General features: G+C 63.0%; 19 protein-coding genes. 15 read left to right on the top strand and 4 right to left on the bottom strand.

Annotated elements, in window-relative coordinates; all coding sequences use genetic code 11:
- Window positions 1-143: 143 nt before the first annotated feature.
- The 4 genes from J2W40_RS19010 to J2W40_RS18995 are packed head-to-tail and all read right to left on the bottom strand — an operon-like array spanning window position 144 to window position 4,409.
- Window positions 144-1,307, bottom strand: a complete 1,164-nt coding sequence (locus J2W40_RS19010) for a sulfotransferase family protein (protein WP_310227540.1) — start codon at window positions 1,305-1,307, stop codon at window positions 144-146.
- Complete coding sequence (locus J2W40_RS19005; protein WP_310227537.1) at window positions 1,307-2,569, bottom strand: alkyl sulfatase dimerization domain-containing protein; 1,263 nt, start codon at window positions 2,567-2,569, stop codon at window positions 1,307-1,309. The genes J2W40_RS19010 and J2W40_RS19005 overlap by 1 nt, the downstream gene beginning before the upstream one ends.
- Window positions 2,566-3,576, bottom strand: a complete 1,011-nt coding sequence (locus J2W40_RS19000) for a zinc-dependent alcohol dehydrogenase (protein ID WP_310227536.1) — start codon at window positions 3,574-3,576, stop codon at window positions 2,566-2,568. Before J2W40_RS19000 ends, J2W40_RS19005 begins: the two co-directional genes overlap by 4 nt.
- Before the next feature lie 14 nt (window positions 3,577-3,590).
- Complete coding sequence (locus J2W40_RS18995) at window positions 3,591-4,409, bottom strand: SDR family NAD(P)-dependent oxidoreductase (RefSeq protein ID WP_310227535.1); 819 nt, start codon at window positions 4,407-4,409, stop codon at window positions 3,591-3,593.
- Window positions 4,410-4,561: 152 nt separating this feature from the next.
- Here J2W40_RS18995 and J2W40_RS18990 point away from each other — a divergent pair, with 152 nt between their 5' ends.
- The 15 genes from J2W40_RS18990 (at window position 4,562) to J2W40_RS18920 (ending at window position 18,823) form a co-directional block, all read left to right on the top strand.
- On the top strand, window positions 4,562-5,443 hold the full coding sequence (locus J2W40_RS18990) for a helix-turn-helix transcriptional regulator (RefSeq protein WP_310227534.1): 882 nt from the start codon (window positions 4,562-4,564) through the stop codon (window positions 5,441-5,443).
- 111 nt (window positions 5,444-5,554) lie between these two features.
- Entirely contained in the window at window positions 5,555-6,028 is a 474-nt protein-coding gene (locus J2W40_RS18985; RefSeq protein ID WP_310227533.1) for a VOC family protein, read from the top strand.
- Window positions 6,025-6,408 (top strand): VOC family protein, encoded by a 384-nt coding sequence (locus J2W40_RS18980; RefSeq protein ID WP_310227532.1) that lies wholly within the window; start codon window positions 6,025-6,027, stop codon window positions 6,406-6,408. The genes J2W40_RS18985 and J2W40_RS18980 overlap by 4 nt, the downstream gene beginning before the upstream one ends.
- A gap of 193 nt (window positions 6,409-6,601) precedes the next feature.
- Window positions 6,602-9,022 carry a TonB-dependent receptor gene (locus tag J2W40_RS18975; protein WP_310227531.1) on the top strand — a complete coding sequence of 807 codons (2,421 nt, stop codon included), beginning with the start codon at window positions 6,602-6,604 and terminating at the stop codon, window positions 9,020-9,022.
- 206 nt (window positions 9,023-9,228) lie between these two features.
- Window positions 9,229-9,918: a TetR/AcrR family transcriptional regulator gene (locus tag J2W40_RS18970; RefSeq protein WP_310227530.1), complete on the top strand. Its 690-nt coding sequence runs from the start codon at window positions 9,229-9,231 to the stop codon at window positions 9,916-9,918.
- Window positions 9,919-9,922: 4 nt separating this feature from the next.
- On the top strand, window positions 9,923-10,906 hold the full coding sequence (gene acuI / locus J2W40_RS18965; protein WP_310227529.1) for an acrylyl-CoA reductase (NADPH): 984 nt from the start codon (window positions 9,923-9,925) through the stop codon (window positions 10,904-10,906).
- A 21-nt stretch (window positions 10,907-10,927) separates the two neighbouring features.
- Complete coding sequence (locus J2W40_RS18960; protein ID WP_310227528.1) at window positions 10,928-12,610, top strand: class I adenylate-forming enzyme family protein; 1,683 nt, start codon at window positions 10,928-10,930, stop codon at window positions 12,608-12,610.
- Window positions 12,607-13,020, top strand: a complete 414-nt coding sequence (locus tag J2W40_RS18955) for a nuclear transport factor 2 family protein (protein ID WP_310227527.1) — start codon at window positions 12,607-12,609, stop codon at window positions 13,018-13,020. The genes J2W40_RS18960 and J2W40_RS18955 overlap by 4 nt, the downstream gene beginning before the upstream one ends.
- A gap of 20 nt (window positions 13,021-13,040) precedes the next feature.
- The gene (locus tag J2W40_RS18950; protein WP_310227526.1) at window positions 13,041-13,802 is read left to right on the top strand and encodes an SDR family NAD(P)-dependent oxidoreductase; all 762 of its coding nucleotides are present in this window, start codon (window positions 13,041-13,043) and stop codon (window positions 13,800-13,802) included.
- On the top strand, window positions 13,802-14,230 hold the full coding sequence (locus J2W40_RS18945) for a nuclear transport factor 2 family protein (RefSeq protein ID WP_310227525.1): 429 nt from the start codon (window positions 13,802-13,804) through the stop codon (window positions 14,228-14,230). The genes J2W40_RS18950 and J2W40_RS18945 overlap by 1 nt, the downstream gene beginning before the upstream one ends.
- Window positions 14,231-14,349: 119 nt before the next feature.
- The gene (locus J2W40_RS18940; protein ID WP_310227524.1) at window positions 14,350-15,138 is read left to right on the top strand and encodes a hypothetical protein; all 789 of its coding nucleotides are present in this window, start codon (window positions 14,350-14,352) and stop codon (window positions 15,136-15,138) included.
- 94 nt (window positions 15,139-15,232) lie between these two features.
- On the top strand, window positions 15,233-15,970 hold the full coding sequence (locus J2W40_RS18935; RefSeq protein ID WP_310227523.1) for an SDR family oxidoreductase: 738 nt from the start codon (window positions 15,233-15,235) through the stop codon (window positions 15,968-15,970).
- Window positions 15,971-16,008: 38 nt separating this feature from the next.
- Window positions 16,009-17,475, top strand: a complete 1,467-nt coding sequence (locus tag J2W40_RS18930) for an aldehyde dehydrogenase family protein (RefSeq protein WP_310227522.1) — start codon at window positions 16,009-16,011, stop codon at window positions 17,473-17,475.
- A 21-nt stretch (window positions 17,476-17,496) separates the two neighbouring features.
- On the top strand, window positions 17,497-18,237 hold the full coding sequence (locus J2W40_RS18925; protein WP_310227521.1) for a TetR/AcrR family transcriptional regulator: 741 nt from the start codon (window positions 17,497-17,499) through the stop codon (window positions 18,235-18,237).
- Window positions 18,238-18,370: 133 nt separating this feature from the next.
- Entirely contained in the window at window positions 18,371-18,823 is a 453-nt protein-coding gene (locus tag J2W40_RS18920) for a PA2169 family four-helix-bundle protein (protein ID WP_310227520.1), read from the top strand.
- The last annotated feature ends 1 nt before the right edge of the window (window position 18,824 follow it).

The raw sequence follows: 18,824 nt of genomic DNA, 5'->3' as shown, positions 1-18,824 counted from the left end.
AAGCCCATATGCGATTCCCCTGCCCCGGCGGGGGAGGTGGCTGGCCGAAGGCCAGACGGAGGGGTGTTCCCGTCTCGATAGGGTGACACCCCTCCACCACTGGCTACGCCAGCGGTCCCCCTCCCCTTACAGGGGATGAATGTTCAAGCCTTGCACGCAATCCCGAACCGTTCCGTATAATCGCGGAAATGCGCATGCACACCCGCGCGATCCAGCCCATAATCGGCCAGATCATAGCTATGCTTGCCATGCTTGCCCTGCGGATTGGCATCCAGCATCGCCTGCATCGCGGCTTCCGCTTCCGCCGTCAGCGCCGTATCGAACCACGCATAGAGCCGCCGCATCTCCCCGATCGGGTCGCGCACCTGCGCATCATATTGAATGTCGTGGATCGATTTCCAGCCATGCTTTTCCCGATAAGCCAGCATCCGCGCGATCATCAAATCGAAGGTGCGCAGCTGCGATTTCCCCACCTCGACCGGATCGACATCGTCGCTGAACATTTTGCGCACCTGATAAACAAGGCTGCACGCCGACGCGACGACATCGGCGGGATCGCGGTGGGTCATCACCAACTGCGCGTCGGGATAGACGGTGGTCAGGTCGTTGAGGAACAGCGGATGCCACGGGTTCTTGAGCGTCCATTGCCCGCCCTCATTTTCCTGCAACAGCTGGAACAACCGCTTCTGATAGCGGAAAGCAGGCAGGTAGCTCGTGCCGAACAACCACTTCTGATAGCTCGGAATATGCAAGACCGAGTCATAATATTGCGCACAAAAAGACGGCGCCATCGAGAATTGGCACTCGGTCGGGCTGTCCGCATCCTCATGATGCATCGCCGAAATATGCGGCGCATATTTGAGCATCATGTCGAGCCGCGCCTGTTCCGCTACATAGCGCGGATCGCTGCTCAGCGCGCCCTCCGCCGCTGGCGGCACGCTGTTGAACGCTTCCCAGCGCAGGAAACACCGCCGCGCCGGATCGGCATTGAGCAAATTGATCGTCAGCGTCGTACCCGTGCGCGGCAGACCGAACACGAACAGCGGTTTTTCCACCGGCGCATCCAGCAACGCAGGATGCCTGGCCAGATAATCCTCGACTTGCAAGCGGTTCGCCAGCGTGGCGGTAATCTGCTGCGCCCAACGCCCCTGCGCTGCCTCGGTCAACTTCGCCTCGCTATTGATCGCGTCGACCAGGACATGCAGCCCTTCCAATATCGCATCATCGCCCAGATCGGTCAGCCCCGTCTGTTCGCGCGCCGCGGCAATCAGCGCGTCAGCGTCCAGCCCTGCGGTGGTAGTGGTCATCATCCTTCTCCCTTATCTGTTGGGCTGGCGAGGCGCTTCTCCGTCTCGGCGATCTCCGCCTTCAGCCACATGGTTTCCGACAGGTTCGTGCTGCCGCTCGCCGCCAGCAATTGCGCCAGCGCCGCCTTGCGCACGCTCAATCCCGCTTCATGATCGGGCACGACGGCCAGTGCGATGTCCAACAAATGCAGCGCTTCCAAAGGCCGCCCCGCCGCCACATGCCCATGCGCCCGGCCAATAATCGCGCCAGCCCCGCCCGCCAGCTCGACCAGATCGGCACTCACCGCCGATCGCGGCACGCCATAAAGCGCGGTCGTCCCATCGGCGTAATGGAACCAGCCGCCATTTTCCTCCCAGATGGCGCGCACGACCCAACTGGTCTTGCCATGAAATTCACCGATCTTCAGGTCATCGGGCAGGGCAATCTCGCACATCAATTCCTGCACTGTCCGACCCGCATTCATCCCCGCGATCGTCTCGCGCTCCAGATAGCTGACCGCCGCATGCATCGCGTCCAGATCGGCACGGATGCGCGCCGCTCCCCGGATCGGATCGCCATGGCCGGTAATTACCAGTTCCGCGCCCAGCGCCCGCACCTGCTCGACCGATCGTAGATAGGCGCGCACCAGCCGGGGCTTGTCGCCACGCATCGTCACCAGATTGGGCATCGCCCGCCAGACGGGTCCGAACAGATTGCCGGTAAAGACGGTCTTTTCCTGCGGCATCCACACGAACACCGAATCCAGGCTTTCACCCCCCGGCGTCTTGATCACCTCGAACGTCCGCCCGCCCTGCGCGAAGGCAAGGCTGGTTCCCACCTCCACATCCGGCACGATTACCGGCGGCTTGGGCGGCGGTCCGTCGCGCCGGGTCATCGACGCCCATAATTTGCCCGACCGGCGACCCAGAAAGGGCGCAAGCCGGTCGAAATACTCCACCGTTTCGCCAAAGCCAGCCCCGACAATGACCTGCGTGCCGTCCTCCTTCTGGTCGGGCAGCGCGCCATAATGGTCGGCATGGGCCTGCGTCACGATAATGCGCTTGAGCGCCCCGCTGCGATGCGGCGCGAACAACCCTTTGTTGCGCGCGCCATTGCCCAGAAACCCCGTGTTGACGAGCAGGTCGCCGTCGCCGGTCGTCACCAGATAGGCGTTGGAAATATCCTTCACCATGAAGATGCCCTCGCCGATCCGTTCGGCGTCGGTCTGCCCCTGACCGCCCATGACGAGCGCACCAAGCGGCGTTTGCGGCGCGTCGGTCATGCCGCGCTGTCCGCAAATTCGATCATCACCTTGGCCGACTGCGGCTGCGCGGCAATATCCAGCCCCTCGATCACCCGATCGAACGGCAATCTATGGCTGATCAGCGCCGCGATCTTGTCCTGCAAACGCGGCATCGCCGCAATCACATCGGGCATTTCGGTCGGATAGCCAACCGCCGTCGTAATCGTCATCTCGGTGGTCAGCATCGGCCCGGCGGGCAGTTCGATGGGTTTCAGGTACGCCGCCGTAATTACATGCCGCGCATGCGTCTTGGCCAGCGTCACCACGTCCCGCAAGATCGACGGCGCACCCGCCGCGTCAATATAAGCATCGGTCAGCGCCTTCTCCCGCCCGAACACCATCACCGTGCCATGGATCGCCTTGATCCGCGCGATCGCATCCGCGCGCGCCGGATTGATCGTCTGCGCGCCCAGCGCCCGCGCCCGTTCCAGCCGCTCCTCCGCCAGGTCGAGCGCGATCACGTCGCACCCCCGGTCCACCGCCCATAATATCATGCCAAGGCCGATCGGCCCGCAGCCAAAGATCACGACCTTGTCGCCCGCCTTCGCCTCCGCCCGGTTGACCCCATGCAGTGCCACCGACAACGGCTCGCACATCGCCGCCACTGCATAGGGGATGCCGTCGGGGATCGGCAGCAAACTGTCGCCTAGCCGCGCGTCACGGACCAGCAATTCCTCGGTAAACGCCCCCTCCGGCCCGCCGCTGCCGATATAGCTCGGCGTCATCATCGGGTTGATGATGACGCTCTGCCCGACCGACACGCCGGTCACGTCCGCGCCCACGAACAGCAGCTCGCCCGCGCCCTCATGGCCCAGCGCGGTCCGCTTGCCCGGCGTCGGGATGCCGCCATTTTTGATGTAGCTGAGGTCACTGCCGCAAATGCCGCAGGCCTTCATCTTGACGACCACATCCTTCGGCCCCGCTTCGGGCCGTTCATAGGGGTCCAATCGCACGTCATCGACGTCATGGATGGTGAGCAGGCGCATGGATCGTCTCCCGATCAAAAGGCGTAAGGGGGATAGATCAGGCTGCCGCCATCAATCACGATCGTATCGCCGCTATGGAATCGCGATGCGTCGGAGCAGAGATAGGCACCGATCCCCTCAAAATCTTCGATGGCACCGGGCCGGTGGATCGGCGTCTTGGCGGAAAAATGCGCGTCCACCGCCGCCATGCGCGCCTGCATCTCTTCGCTCATCTGGCCGTCACCACCGATGCCGGTCTTGACGTAACCGGGCGCGATGCTGTTCGCGCGGATCTTATACTTGCCCAGTTCCGCCGCCATGCCGCGCACCGCTGCGCCCATGCCGCCTTTGGACGCGGCATAATTGTTGATACCGGCAATGCCTTGGAACATCGACAAGCTGCCGCAATAGACCAGGCTCCCGCCCGGCTCGCCCGCTTCGGCGCGCGCGACCATCGCCTTGGCGCCTTCGCGCAAGGTGAAGAAAGCCCCATGCAGGTTCACCGCCAGCAAGTCATGCCATTCGGCCGCGTCCAGCGTCAGCACCGACCGGCTGCGCGACGCGCGCCCTGAATTGGCGAACACGCAATCGACCCGGCCGAAATCGGCCAACAACTGCGCATAGCCCGCAATGATCGCTTCCTCCGACGCCACGTCCACCTGATAGGTTTCGATACGGGCAGCGCCCGCCGCCAGCAAATCCGCCTTCGCCGCTGCATTCTTGTCCGCATTGCGCGCCCAAATGGCGATCTTGCCGCCCATTTTCGCCACGCCGCGCGCGAAACCCAGGCCAATGCCGCCATTGCCGCCGGTCACCAGCGTCACCTTGTCCGAACAGTCGAAAAGACCTGCCACCTATCGCTCTCCTATGAAATGTCGCCGCCCGACGGCGGTCCTTTGCTGCGCGCGATTGTCGATCAGCGCGGGACAGGCCGCAATTGACCTATCTGTAGAGATCGGGCCATAACCTCTATATCGAGCCAAGACCTTCCAGCCCCGGAGCGCCTGTGCCGCCACCCGAAACCTATGCCGAATCGCTGTTCGAGGCGGAACTGATCGTGCCGTCCGCGCTGATACGGATCATGCGCCTGCATCTCGATCAGCCGACCGACCGGCTCTTCTACCGCACCGACCATTATTGGCTCGACCTGTGCCTGACCCCGCGCCCGGAAAAGGCGCGCGGCTGCTACCGCGACCGTTGGGGGCCGCATCGCTACGAACCATTGGGCGAAATCTTCCTCGTGCCGCCGGGCGAAGCGATCCATATCCGCAGCGAAACCGGCGGTCGGCAGGCTTCGGTCATCTGCGAAATCCCGGCCGCCGCGATCAATTGCTGGCTCGATGATGGCGGCATCGACTGGACCGACCGGCGGCTGGCCGCTGGCCTCGACATCACCCATCCGCACATGCGCGCCTGCCTGTTGCGGCTGGCCGACGAAGTCCGTCATCCAGGGTCCGGCAGCGCGATCCTCGCCGAACTCATCGCCCGGCAACTGGCGATTGAAGTAGCCCGCTATTGCCAGGCGATCGGCGAAGGACCGGTCAGCGGTGGCCTATCCTCCTGGCAGTTGCGTCGGATCGAAGAGCGGCTCCACGAACCAGGCGCGCCGCCATCGCTGGCGGAACTAGCCGCACTCTGCAATCTCTCGGCCCGGCAATTGACCCGCGGCTTTCGGACCGCGCGCGGCTGTTCGATCGGCAACCATATCGCCCAGACCCGGATCGACATGGCCAAGCGCCATCTTGCCACCCAGCAAAGCATCAAGGAAATCGCCTTCGCGCTCGGCTTCGCCTCCCCCTCCAGCTTCGCCTATGCCTTCCGCCGCGCGACCGGCACTACCCCGCGCCAATTTCGCCAGCGGCGTCTGTCGCCATCATCCTCTGGCTGATTATCTATATAATGGCTCGATGGCGATATTCCGTGCCTTGAAAAAACCGCAATCCATTGTCCTAGTCGCTGTACGCATAATCAGAACGCATCAGCAGGAGAGGGCGGCAGGATGATCGTCGGACGCCATTATCAAAATGCCTATGTGACCCGCAACATCGACCAGGCCGTGGTAGAGTTTCAGCAACGGGCCGACGTCCGCCTGCTTCTCGAAACCGAAGTCTCCGTCAATCTCTGGACCCCGCAGGGCGAAGGCACCGGCACGCAGAAACTCGCCTTCCTCTGGATCGGCGACATGCAAATCGAATTGATCCAGCCGGGGGAGGGCGACGTCCTCGCCCTCTATCGCGACGCGCTGCCAGCCGACGATCGGCTATGCTTCCACCACGTCTGCCATCGCGTTGATGACTGGGACGCCTTTCTGGCGCAGGTCGAACGGCAACCCTATCCCGTCATGTTGAAAGGCGGCACGCCCGGCCTGCTTCAATTCCTTTATCTCGATACCCGCAAGTGGCTCGGCCACTATGTCGAATATGTCTGGATGGTCCCCGAACGCTGGGCCGCCATGGGAGGACGCACCGCATGATTAATATGGCCCGCTTCGGCACCCGCGACTTGGATCGCGCCAAGAGCTTCTACGACGAACTGGCCGCCCTGCTGGGGGCCGTCCGCGCCTTCGACCGCCCAGACGTCGTGGCCTATAAGACCCCGGACGCCGGCATGCTCCTCATCGGCAAGCCCTTCGCGGGCGAGGCATCGCCAGGCAACGGCAACCAGGTCGGTATCCAGGCCGCCAGCCGCGCAACCGTCGATGCCGTCCATGCCAGGGCATTGGCGCTCGGCGGGCAGTGCGAAGGAAAGCCCGGTATCCGGGGCGATGACCCCAACGGCTTCTATGGCGCCTTTTTCCGCGACCTCGACGGCAACAAGCTCGTCATCTTCCGCTACGGGCCACCCGACGCCTGACCGACTCATAGCTCGGCGCTCAACCCGCGGCGATCGGGCCGGAATCGTGACGGCGATATGTAAACACCCCTGTTGGTTATGGGCTTCGCGCCACAGTCTAATCGGGCATAACGCGACTCACAAAAGGACAATGATGACCACGCCGTTCCCGGCCTTAGATCGGGTGAGGCGCCAAATTGGGGAGGATTTTCGGATGCGGAAGACAGCCTATTATAGCATGAGCGCCAGCCTGGCGGTTCTCACCTTGGCGATGCCCGCCATCGCGCAGGAAGCGCCGCAGGACGATGGCTTCGATGCCCCCACCATCATCGTCCAGGCGCGCCGTCGCGAAGAAGATGTGCAGGACGTGCCCGCCGTCATCAACGCCGTTACCGCCGCGTCCATCGGCAATCTCAATTTCCGCGAATTTACCGAAGTGAAATCGCTGGCACCGGGTCTGGAACTGACGACCAATGCCAATGGCATTGGCGGTAATGCCCGCTTGCGCGGTGTCAATTTCGACACCAATGCCAGCGGCAATAACGGTACGGTTGAATTCTACTTCAACGACGCGCCGATTTCGCCGGGTGCCGTGCTCCAGCAAATGTATGACATCGGCCAGATCGAAGTGCAGCGCGGTCCGCAGGGCACGTTGCGCGGCCGCGCATCGCCGTCCGGCTCCATCACCATCACTACGAAAAAGCCTGATCTGAACCAATTTGGCGGCTTTGCTGACTGGACCGCCAACGACATCGGCACGCTGAACTTCAAGGGCGGCCTCAATGTGCCGATCATTGAGGGTATTGCGGCAGTTCGCGTGTCCGGCGTGTGGGACGAAAATGAGGCGGACCGCGTTCGCCCGCTGGTGCGCAGCGCCGGTGCGCCGGACCCACATTCGCGCACGAAAAGCTATCGCGTCGTGGGTGCCATTGAACCGGCAGACTGGATCAAGCTGGAAGGCACCTATCAGTTCATGGACCGCACCGCGCGGACCTATGACCAGGCTATTTCCTTCAGCGAAGTCAATCCCGCCGCGCCACCCAGCCCGGTTCTCCTGACGGCCAAGGATCGCCTATCGATCCAGGAAGAGCCGCGCATCGTGGAGCAGCAGTTCGATATCTACAATTGGCGCGCGGAACTGGCGCAATGGGGCCAGCGCCTGATCTATCAAGGCCAGCATTCCAAGCAGCAATTTTTCTCGACCGAAAATTTGGATCAGGCCAACGTCTTTATCGGTCGTGACATCAACGACAACACGTCGTCGCTGGCAAAGGGAACCTCGCACGAAATTCGGCTTCAGAATGAAGAGCGGGTGCTTGGCATTTTCGATTATGTGATCGGCTTTTTCGATAGCAAGCTCAATTCGCCAACCACCCTCACCCGGCCGACGCCGGTGCGGCTCCCTCTCGCTTTTGGCGGTGGCATCGCGTCGATCGTGACGACCAATATTTTGCGCAACAATCAGACCCACGAACAATCCTTCTTCGGTAATCTGACTGCCAGGGTGGGTGAGAATACCGAAGTGTCAGGCGGCCTGCGTCAGATCAAATATGACTCGGTCAGCCAGTTGGCCGTTAACGGCAACACCATCGCCAACGACACCCAGGATCTGAAAAAACTCATCTATAGCGCATCGGTGAAGCATAATTTCTCTCCCGACTTCCTGGTCTATGCTGCCACCGGCAGTTCGTTGCGGCCGGGTCTCAACGTCGTGGGTGACTTCAACATCGTGAAGTCGGCGCTGGAAAACAGCTTCCTCAACCTGCCGCCTGAAACATCGAAATCCTATGAGGTCGGCTTCAAGAGCACATTGATGGGTGGTCGTGCGCGCTTCAACGTGTCTGCCTACCATCAGACCTACAAGAATTTCCCATTCCGCGTGCCCAATAATGGCGTCTATTATATCAACACCGTTGCCGTCCGTAATGCGGCGGGCGCCGTGACGGGAACGGCTCAGCAGGTCGCTGCCTTCAACTTCGTCGGCGCCGTGCCCGTGGAGGTGAACGGGGTCGAAGCCGAGTTCAACATGGATGTCACCCGCGGGTTGAATATCGGCCTGACGGGCAGCTATTCACTGGGCAAGATCAAGGGCGGCACCATCCCATGCAACGATCTGGATGGCGACGGCATCCCCGACGCATCGGGTGCGGCACCATCGCTTGCCGAACTGCAGGCCGCGGTTGGGTCGGATAATCTGGCATCGTGCAACGTGTCGCAGCGTTCGGCCTTCATGCCGCCGCTGACCCTCACTCTGCAGGGGGAATATCACGCCGCCATTTCCGGCAAGGTCGACGGCTTCGTGCGCGGCCTCGTCAATTATAATGGCAAGTCGCAGGGTGACCCCGGCAATAGATTCGACCAGGTCGGTGCTTACGCCCTGACCAATCTTTATGCCGGCATCCGTGATCCCGATGGCGGCTGGGAAGTGGCCTTGTTTGCCAAAAACCTGTTCGATACGACCAAAGCGCTGACCAGAACGGCGCAATTGTTCACCAGCTATCAGCAGATAACGGGTTTCACTCCTACGGGCGCAACCACGGCCGCGACGACGGTGAACAGCCCTTATACCAGCGGTACGGTTACGCCGCCGCGGGAATTCGGCGTTAACTTCCGCTTCTATTTCGGATCGCGCTGACACCACGCTCCGGCTGGCGTTGAAGATGAAACTGGCCGGGGAGCCGACATTGCTTCCCGGCCGTCTGCCATCAGTGCTGAAATTTCGATACTTGCCTAATGGACAACACTGATGTTGATTTATGCCTTCTTATCCCAGGCGAGCCAGCCGGGCGGTCGTTCGGGCCGTTACGGCAAGCCGCCCGAACGACAAGAGAGGCATGCCCCATGACGCAAACGCGGACCAGACGCTCCCGCGATCCTGCAGCCACACGCGAAGTCATACTGGAAGCAGCGCGCGCGTTGCTGGCGAAGGACGGGCCGGAGGGGATCAGCCTGTCCGAAGTCGCAACGCTCGCTGGGGTCAATCGCGGCACCGCCTACCAGCATTTCGAAACCCGCGAGAAGCTCATTGCGGCAACCGCGGAGTGGGTGTCCGACCGCATGTTCCGCGCAGTATTCGGCGACCCTGAAACCATTGGCGAACGCCGGGTGGAGCAGGTCGATATTGCCGACACGACCGACCGCCTCGCCATCTTCGCGATGGAAAACCCGGAACTGTGCCGCATCTGGCTGCTCCAGCTATTGGCTTCGCCCGATCCGATGGCCGACCCCTTCTGGCGCGAATATGAAGGATCGCTCCAGCGCTTTGCCGAAACCGATCTGGCCGAAGACGGCATCGACGTCGAAGTGCTGTCGGTGATGATGTTGTCCGGCGCGTTTCTCTGGCCGGTCTGGGCGCAATCCCATGGCCGCCCGGATCAGGAGCGGCGCGACCTTGCCCGGCGCGTGGCGCAGGAATCGCTGCGCCTGTGCATGTATGGCTCGATGCGCGCCGATCGCTTCCCCGGCATCGCCGACCGCCTCCGCAAAGGACTGACACCAACGGCACCCTCTTCTTCGCCCAAAAAGGAATAGCCCCATGTTTTCAGCCATCATGATCGACAAGACCGACGACCAGCAGAGCGTCTCGCTCCAGCAGGTCGACGAAGCCCAATTGCCCGAAGGCGATGTCACGATCGACGTCGCCTATTCGACGCTCAATTATAAGGATGGCCTCGCCATCACCGGCAAGTCGCCAGTCGTCCGCAAATTCCCGATGGTCCCCGGCATCGACCTAGTCGGCACCGTGCGCACCTCCGATCATGCCGACTGGAAGCCGGGCGACAAGGTCGTGCTAAACGGCTGGGGCGTAGGCGAGGGGCATTGGGGCGGCCTGGCGCAGGTTGCGCGGCTGAAGGGCGACTGGCTGGTGCCATTGCCGGCCGCCTTCACCGGTGCGCAGGCGATGGCGATCGGCACCGCTGGCTATACCGCCGCGCTTTGCGTCGAAGCGCTGGTCAAGGCGGGTGTTACCCCCGACCAGGGCGAAATCCTCGTCACCGGTGCGACCGGCGGCGTGGGTAGCGTAGCGGTCGCTTTGCTCAAAAAAGCAGGCTTCACCGTCATCGGTTCGACTGGCAAGGCATCCGAAGCCGATTATCTGACGCAATTGGGCGCTGCGGGCGTCATCGACCGCGCGACCTTGTCGGAAAAGGGCAAGCCGCTCCAGAAGGAGCGCTGGGCTGGTGTCGTGGACTCGGTCGGCAGCTTCACCCTCGCCAATGCCTGCGCCCAGACCCGCTATGGCGGCGCGGTCGCCGCTTGCGGCCTGGCGCAGGGCGCGGACTTTCCGGCGACGGTCATGCCCTTCATCCTGCGCGGCGTACGCCTGCTCGGCGTGGACAGCGTGATGGCGCCCAAGGCCCCGCGCCTCGCTGCTTGGGAAAGGCTGGCGCGCGATCTCGACCCGGCTCTGCTGGACGTGATTGCCACCGAAATCAGCCTGTCGGAAGCGATCGCGGCGGCCACCGACCTGATGGACGGCAAGGTGCGCGGACGCATCATCGTCGACGTGAACCGCTGAACCTTACCCCAAGGACGCATCATGACCGACCAGCCGCTTTCGATCGTCGCCGGCCCTCCGCTCAGTGAAGAGCAGGGGCTGGGGGCGCTGACCTTGAGCGGCTGGTTGCGCGAGGTCACGGCGCGCTCCGGCCCGGCCGAAGCGCTGGTGATGCACGAAGGGGACAGCGTCACCCGCTGGACCTATGACGATCTGTGGGCGCGCGCGAATGAAGTGGCGCGCGCGCTCATCGCCTGCGGCGTGGGCAAGGGGACGCGCGTCGGCATCCTGATGACCAACCGCCCCGAATTTCTGGCGGCGGCCTTCGGCACGGCGCTGGCGGGCGGTGTCGCGGCAACGCTCAGCACCTTTTCGACGCCTGCCGAACTGGAGCATCTGCTCCAATCCTCCGCCTGCCACATCCTCCTGATGGAGCGCACCGTCCTCAAAAAGGACTTTGCCGCTATCCTGACTGACCTGGAACCGGGCATCTCGACGGCCAGCCCCGGTGCGCTCGCCTCACCCCATTTCCCCTTCCTCCGCCACATCGCGTCGGTTGGCGGCGGCGTGGGCATGGTCGAACCGTGGGACCGTTTCCTGACACGCGGCGATAGCGTCGATCAGGCGCTGGTCGATGCGACCGCTGCCACCGTGATGCCTGCCGACCCCGGCGTCCTCTTCTTCTCGTCCGGTTCGACCGCCAAGCCCAAGGGCATCCTTTCGATGCACCGCGGCGTGACGCTGCAACTGTGGCGCTGGAAACGCTTTCTCGCTGCCAAAGAGGACGCTCGCGCCTGGTCGGCCAACGGCTTCTTCTGGTCAGGCAATTTCGCCATGGCGATCGGCGGCGCGCTCTCGTCGGGCGGCAGCCTGATCCTGCAGGCAACCTTCCAGCCCGAAGAAGCGCTGACTCTCATGGCGCGCGAACGCGCGACCATGGCCTTCGCCTGGCCCCACCAATGGGCACAATTGGAGGGGGCGGCGAACTGGAACGATGTGAACCTGTCCTCGCTCCACTATGTGGGGCAGCACACGCCGCTCGGCCGCCATCCGACCGTCCGCACCGACTGGCAGGAACCGATGGCCGCCTATGGTAATACCGAAACCTTTACCATCAGCACCATCTTCGATTCCGGCACGCCCGACGAGCAGATCGCGGGCACGCATGGCGTCCCCTTGCCCGGCAATATCTTCAAAATCCTCGATCCGCTGACGGGTGCCGTCGTGCCGCTTGGTGAGCGCGGCGAGATCGCGGTCAAGGGACCGACGCTAATGCTGGGCTATATCGGCGTGCCACTGGACGAAAGCGTTGACGCCGACGGCTTCTTCCACACCGGCGATGGCGGATGGTTCGATGCGGAAGGACGGCTCCATTGGGAAGGGCGCCTCAATGACATCATCAAGACGGGCGGCGCCAACGTGTCGCCGATCGAAATCGATACCGTCATCAAATCCTGCCCCGGCGTGAAGGTCACCCAGACCGTCGGCGTGCCCCATGAAACCTTGGGCGAACTGGTCGTGACCTGCATCGTCCCCCATGTCGGCGCACCGCTGGACGAAGACGCCATCCGCGCCTTCGCCAAGGCCCAACTCGCCAGCTACAAGGTGCCACGTCGCGTCCTGTTCTTCAGCGAACACGACCTCTCGCTGACCGGCAGCGCCAAGATCAAGACGGCGGACTTGAAAGCGCTGGTGGTCAAACAGCTCTCCACCGAACCGGCATGAGCGACGGCGCGGAGCAAGCGCTGGCGATCGCCAATCTCAAGGCCCGCTACTGCGCCACCGCCGATCTCGCCGCCAGCGCCCCGGATCAGGCCCGCACCACCTTCGCGACCATCTTCGCGCCGGATTTCGTCGGCGACTATGGCATGGGTTCGTTGATCGGCGCGCAAGCGATCACCGATTTCCTCTGCACCGCCATTGCAGGCAACAGCCTATGGCTGCTTCACATGCTCCATTCGCCACAGATCCTGATCGACGACGACCACGCCACCGGCGATTGGACGGTCCTGGTCAAGCTCAAGCGCCGCAGTTCCGGCGCAATCGACACGGTGATGGGCCGCTACAGCGACGTCTTTCGACGCACACCCCAGGGGTGGCGGATCGCGCAAGTGACCTTCATCCGCATGGAATAAGCATAAAGGACAAGAGGATCATGGCCCATCGTTTCAGCGGCAAGACCGTCCTGGTCACGGGATCGGCAGGCGGCCTCGGCCGCGCCCACGCGCTGGCGTTCGCAGGGGAGGGCGCCCATCTCATCCTCGCCGATATCAACGAAGCGGGGCTGGCCGAAAGTCAGGCGCTGATCGAAGCTGGCGGCGGCACCGCCGCCATCCACCGCGTCGATATGGGCCAGGAAGCCGAAATTCAGGCGTTCGCCGCCACCATCCTGTCGGCGCATGACCGGCTCGACGTCCTCATCAACAATGCAGGCCTGCATGCGGGCGAAATCGCGCGCGGCTTTTTCGGCCTCGGCATGGCCAAGTGGCAGCATTTTTTCGCCGTCAACACCTTTGGCCCTCTGCTGCTCGCCGAAGCGCTGCGTCCCGCGCTGGCCCGCGCAAAGGGCGTCATCATCAACAAATGCTCGATGGCGAGCTATAATCCCGCCACCGCCTACGGCATCACCAAAGCGTCGCTCACCGTCTTCACCCACGCCATGGCCCAGCAGTTCGGCGTTGACGACATACGCTGCGTCGGCATCGCGCCTGGCCTGATGGAAACCGAAGCAGCGATGCAGGGCGTCGATCCCGCCAATTGGGAGCGGCTCAAAGCCATGCAGTCGGTCAAGCGGCAGGGGACGGCAGCCGACATATCCAACCTCGCCTTGTTCCTCGCATCGGAAGAAGGGAGTTTCGTCAACGGCCAAGTCATCTTGTGCGACGGCGGCAACCAGATGCGCGGGTTCCGTTTCTGATGCCCGCGCCCGATTTTGCCGACTGGCTCGCCATCACCGAATTGAAGGCGCGCTACTGCCGTCTGCTCGATACCAAGGATTGGGACGGCTGGGCCGCCTTGTTCACGCCCGACTTCCTGCTCGATGCGACGGGATCTGGTGGCCCTCGCATAGAAGGGCGCGATGCTGCCGTCGCCAGCGTGCGGCATTCGCTCGAAACCGTCAAAACCGTCCATCATGTCCATATGCCTGAACTCACCCTGTCAGGCGACGCCGCCACCGGCATCTGGCCGATGCAGGATCATCTTGTCTGGGCGGATGGACGCACAATGACCGGCTATGGCCATTATCACGACCGCTATATCCGCATCGACGGGGCATGGCGGATCGCCCAATCGCGCCTCACTCGCCTGCATATCGCCATGCAGTCGCCGCCCCCTTCGGCCTGATCGCCATTGCCCCGGCGATCAATTGATCACGCCCGCCCAATCCTCTGGCGCACCGTCGCCGTCCATGCTGAATTGGCACCTGACAAGCGTTTGAGCGCGCGCAGCCAGAGGGCAGAGGAATGAGCCTGCATACCACCATCCACCTCCACAACGTCCCGGCCGGGCGGGAAACGGACTATGCCGCTTGGTTCGACGGCCCGCATCGCGACGACCTCGCCCGCCTGCGCGGCTTCCGCTCGGCCGACCGATATGCCATCACGCCGCAGCAGATCATGCCCGACATCCCCCAGCCATGGCGGTTCCTGAGCGTCTACGAGCATGACACCGCCACCCCTGAAATCGACCTGCCCGCGCTCGCCCCCCTCCTGGCGCAGGCGCGTGACGCCGGGCTGATCGACGATAGCGACGAAAGCGAACGCATTCACAGCTATGCCATGTATGCCGATTGGGCGTTCAGCCCCAACCACCGCGCCGATCAGCCCTTTTCGGGCGTCAGCATCATCCTCGCCAATTTTGTCGCCGGGCGCGAAGCCGAATATCATCACTGGTATGACACGGTGCATTCCCCCGAAGTGACGCGCGTCCCCGGCAAGGTTGGCATGAAGCGCGGCCGCCTGTCGCTGGTGCAGCTCGAACCCAAACGCTATTGCCCCGGCAGCGACCTGGTCCTCTGCGCCCAGCAGACCGACGATCTGCTGTTCACCGTCAAGGATTTCAGCGCCCGCGCCCGCGGCGTCAGCCCCAGCGGCGTCGCCTTCGCCCCGCGCTCCGCCTCCGGCTCGGTCGCGCGCACGGTCCATTATTTCGGCAAAGTCAGCGGCCCGGCCTTTTGGCCCGGCGGCATCGCCTATGATGGCGACTTCTCGGTCTACCCCGCCGATTTCCCGCGGCCCGCGACCGCCGCATGAACAGCCATCGCGCGCGCGATGGCCGTCCCCCTTGCCGTGCGCGCGCCAGTGCGGAATGGGATGATGCAACAAGAGATGAAGGATGGAGCAGGACATGAGCAAGACGATCATCATCACCGGCGCGGGCGACGGCCTCGGCCGCGCCCTAGCGCGGCGCTTTGCGCGTGACGGCGAAACCGTCATCCTGCTCGGCCGCACCTTGTCGAAACTGGAAGCGGTGGCAGCCGAACTGGGCGAGGGGCATTTGGCCCTGCAATGCGATGTCGGCGATCCCGACTCCGTCCGCGCCGCCTTCGCGCAGATCGCCGCGCGCTATCCCAAGGTGGACGTCCTCATCAACAACGCCGCCATCTATGAGCCGTTCACCCTCGCCGAGGTGCGCGACGACCAGATCCAGTCGTCCCTCGCCATCAATGTCGCCGGGCCGATCTATTGCGCCCGCGAAGCGCTGCCACTGCTGCGGGGGGGCGGGCATATCATCAACGTCAGCAGCGAATCCGTCGCGATCAAGATGGCGATGCTCTGGCTCTATGCTGGCGGCAAGGCAGGGCTTGAACTGATGTCGGATATGTGGGGACGGGAACTGGCTGCGGACGATGTGCGCGTCACCGTGGTCCAGGCCGGGCAGATGATGGACGAAACCAAGACCGGCACCAACTGGCCGATGGATGTCGCCATGCGCTTCATGCAGGACAATGCCAAAATCGGTCTCAACCCGCGCGAGCGGCCCATCACCCATTATGATTCCGTCACCGACGCCTTCCGCGCCGTCATCGACATGCCCGCCGACCTCCACATCGGCACGGTCGCGTTGACGGCGCGCCGCCGCTGATCCCCCTATCCCCGCATATCGACAGAAAGACCCTAGCCATGGCCACTCTCCCCGACGCCAAACTCACCATCGACGGCGTGCTGCGCGACGCGCAGGGCGGCAAGACCTTCGACGTCATCAGCCCCTGGACCGGCCAGCCGGTCGGCAAGGCCGCCGATGCGTCCGCTGCCGATGTGGATGAAGCCATTGCCGCCGCCCGCCGCGCCTTCGACACGACCGACTGGTCCACCAATGTCCAAAAGCGCGTCGATCTGGTCACCAAATTGCGTGCCCTGTTCGAAGCCAACCGTGAACGCCTGTCCGACCTCGCCCGCGACGAAGCCGGCGCAGCGATGGGCGCGGTCGGTCGTGCCCATGTGGATATGGCGCTCGACGGCTGGGACGATTATCTGCGCCTCTTCCCGCAATTGAAGTGGGACAAGGATTATGGCGGCCGCACCGGCTATGGCTTCGAAACGCAGCGCAAGGCGGTCTATGAACCGGTCGGCGTCGTCGGCGCCATCACGCCTTGGAACGTCCCGCTTTATGTGAATGTGGGCAAGGTCGTCGCCGCACTGCTCGCCGGTTGCACCGTTATCCTCAAACCCGCGCCCAACACGCCGGGCATGGGCGCGATCTTCGGCGAACTGGCCCAGGAAGCGGGCTTCCCTGCCGGTGTCCTCAACGTCATCTTCGGCAGCGATCCGGCTCTGGCCGGGGAGATGCTGGTGACCGACCCGCGCGTCGATCTCATCTCCTTCACCGGCTCCACCAATGTCGGCAAGCGCATCATGGAACAGGGCGCGGCCACATTGAAGCGCGTCTTCCTCGAACTGGGCGGCAAGTCCGCCAAGATCATACTGGAGGACAGCACCAATTTCGCGATGGACGTCGCCCAGTCGATGCTGGTGTTCCATGCGGGCCAGGGCTGCGCCGTCCATTCGCGCCTGCTGGTGCCGCGCAGCCGCTATGAGGAAGCCAAGGCGGTCCTCAAACATGCCTATGCCAGCTTCGGCGACAATTGGGGCGACTATGACAATCCCGCCCACATCATGGGACCGGTCGTGTCGCAGCGGCAGATGGAGCGGGTCTTGTCCTATGTCGATATCGGTCAGGCCGAAGGCGCGACGCTGCTGGCGGGCGGCAAGGCACGGCCCGACAAGGGCAGCGGCTTTTTCATCGAACCGACCTGCTTTGTCGATGTCACCAACGACATGCGCATCGCCCAGGAGGAAATTTTCGGCCCCGTGCTGGTCGTCATCCCGTTCGAGGATGATGATGACGCCGTCCGCATCGCCAATGAAAGCGCCTATGGCCTCTGCGGTGGGGTTTATTCGGCCGATCTCGATCGCGCCATTGCGGTGGCCAGGCGGATACGCACCGGCTCCGTCAGCGTAAATGGCGGCATGTGCATCGCCGGGGACTTGCCTTTTGGCGGTTACAAGGCCAGTGGAATCGGCCGCGAATGGGGTCTTGAGGGAATCGAGGAATTTCTCGAAACCAAATTGATCGCATGGCGCGCATGACGGGATAGCAAGGATCGGCTCTTGAGCGCAAAGGCGGACATGAAGGCAGGGCAGACGGCAGGCAAATCGCCACGCTCGCGCCCGTCCGCCGAGATCAAGACGCTTAGCCATAATCTCAACGGGCAAAGGCTGGGACGCAAGGGGCGCGACACGCGCGACCGCATCCTGGCCGCCACCAACGAACTGCTTGCCGGTCCTGCCGATGTCGAACTGTCGCTCAGCGCCGTCGCGCGCCAGGCGTCACTCGGCATGACGTCGCTCTACAATTATTTCAACGACCTGACCGAATTGCTCCTGGCCGTTCTGGAGCCGGTGATGGCGACCGCCGAAGAGGCATATGTCGGCCTGTTGCGCACCCGCTGGGACGATGCTTCGCTGGGTGAGCATAGTCTGGCGCTGGTGACTGCCTATCATGGCTTCTGGGTCAAAAATTCCCGCCTGCTCCATCTGCGCAACCGCATGGCCGACGCGCAGAATGAACGGATGATGCTGCATCGTATCAGCGCGGCCCTGCCGGTCATGCGCCTGATGGTCGAACAGATGGATGGCGACCTTAGCAAACCGCAATCGCCGGTATTCAGCATGGCGACGGCGCTGATGACCGGGCTTGAACGTATCGTCACCGTCACGACTGATACGACGCTACAAAATGCGCTTCACGCACCCAATCCCCTGGGCCGCACGCATTTGCTGCGCGCGGAGGCGCGACTGCTGGAGCTGGGCATCCGCGACTATCGGATGCTCGCGGCATCAGGCGACTGACGGCTTTCCCATCAATCGCATTGATGGAGATTAAGGACTGATATTTGTTTGCGACTTTCCTAGTCGCTCGTCGTTGAAAGGGGTATCCGGTTGCCAATGGCGCCGGTTTTCATCTTTCAAGACGGGAACCATCATGTCCGACAACAGCCACGATATTTCGACCCTCAATGGCCTGATTGCCACCACGATCGACAGCGCCGATGGCTATACCGAAGCCGCCAAGGATAGCGAAGGCGGTCGCTTCGTGACCCTCTTCACCAGCCGCGCGGCCGAGCGTCGCGAAGTCGCCACCCGTCTGCAACAGGAAGTCGCCCGTCTTGGCGGCAATCCCGAAGATGACGGCACGATCCTAGCTGGCGCGCATCGCATGTTCCTCAACCTGAAGGCCGTCGTCACTGGCCAGGATGACAAGGCGATCGTCAACGAAGTCGAAGCCGGCGAAGACCATATCAAGGCCAAGTTCGAAGACGCGCTGGGCGACATGAAGCTTTCGCCCGCCGTTCGCAGCGTGATCGAAAGCTGCTACAGCTCGGTAAAGGCCGGGCATGACCAGATGCGCGACATCAAGCATTCGATGCAGCACTAAA

Source organism: Sphingobium xenophagum, assembly GCF_031457465.1.
Classification (GTDB): Bacteria; Pseudomonadota; Alphaproteobacteria; order Sphingomonadales; family Sphingomonadaceae; genus Sphingobium; species Sphingobium xenophagum_A.
Note: the sequence above shows the minus strand (reverse complement) of the source record. Positions and strands in the feature narration are given on the sequence as shown.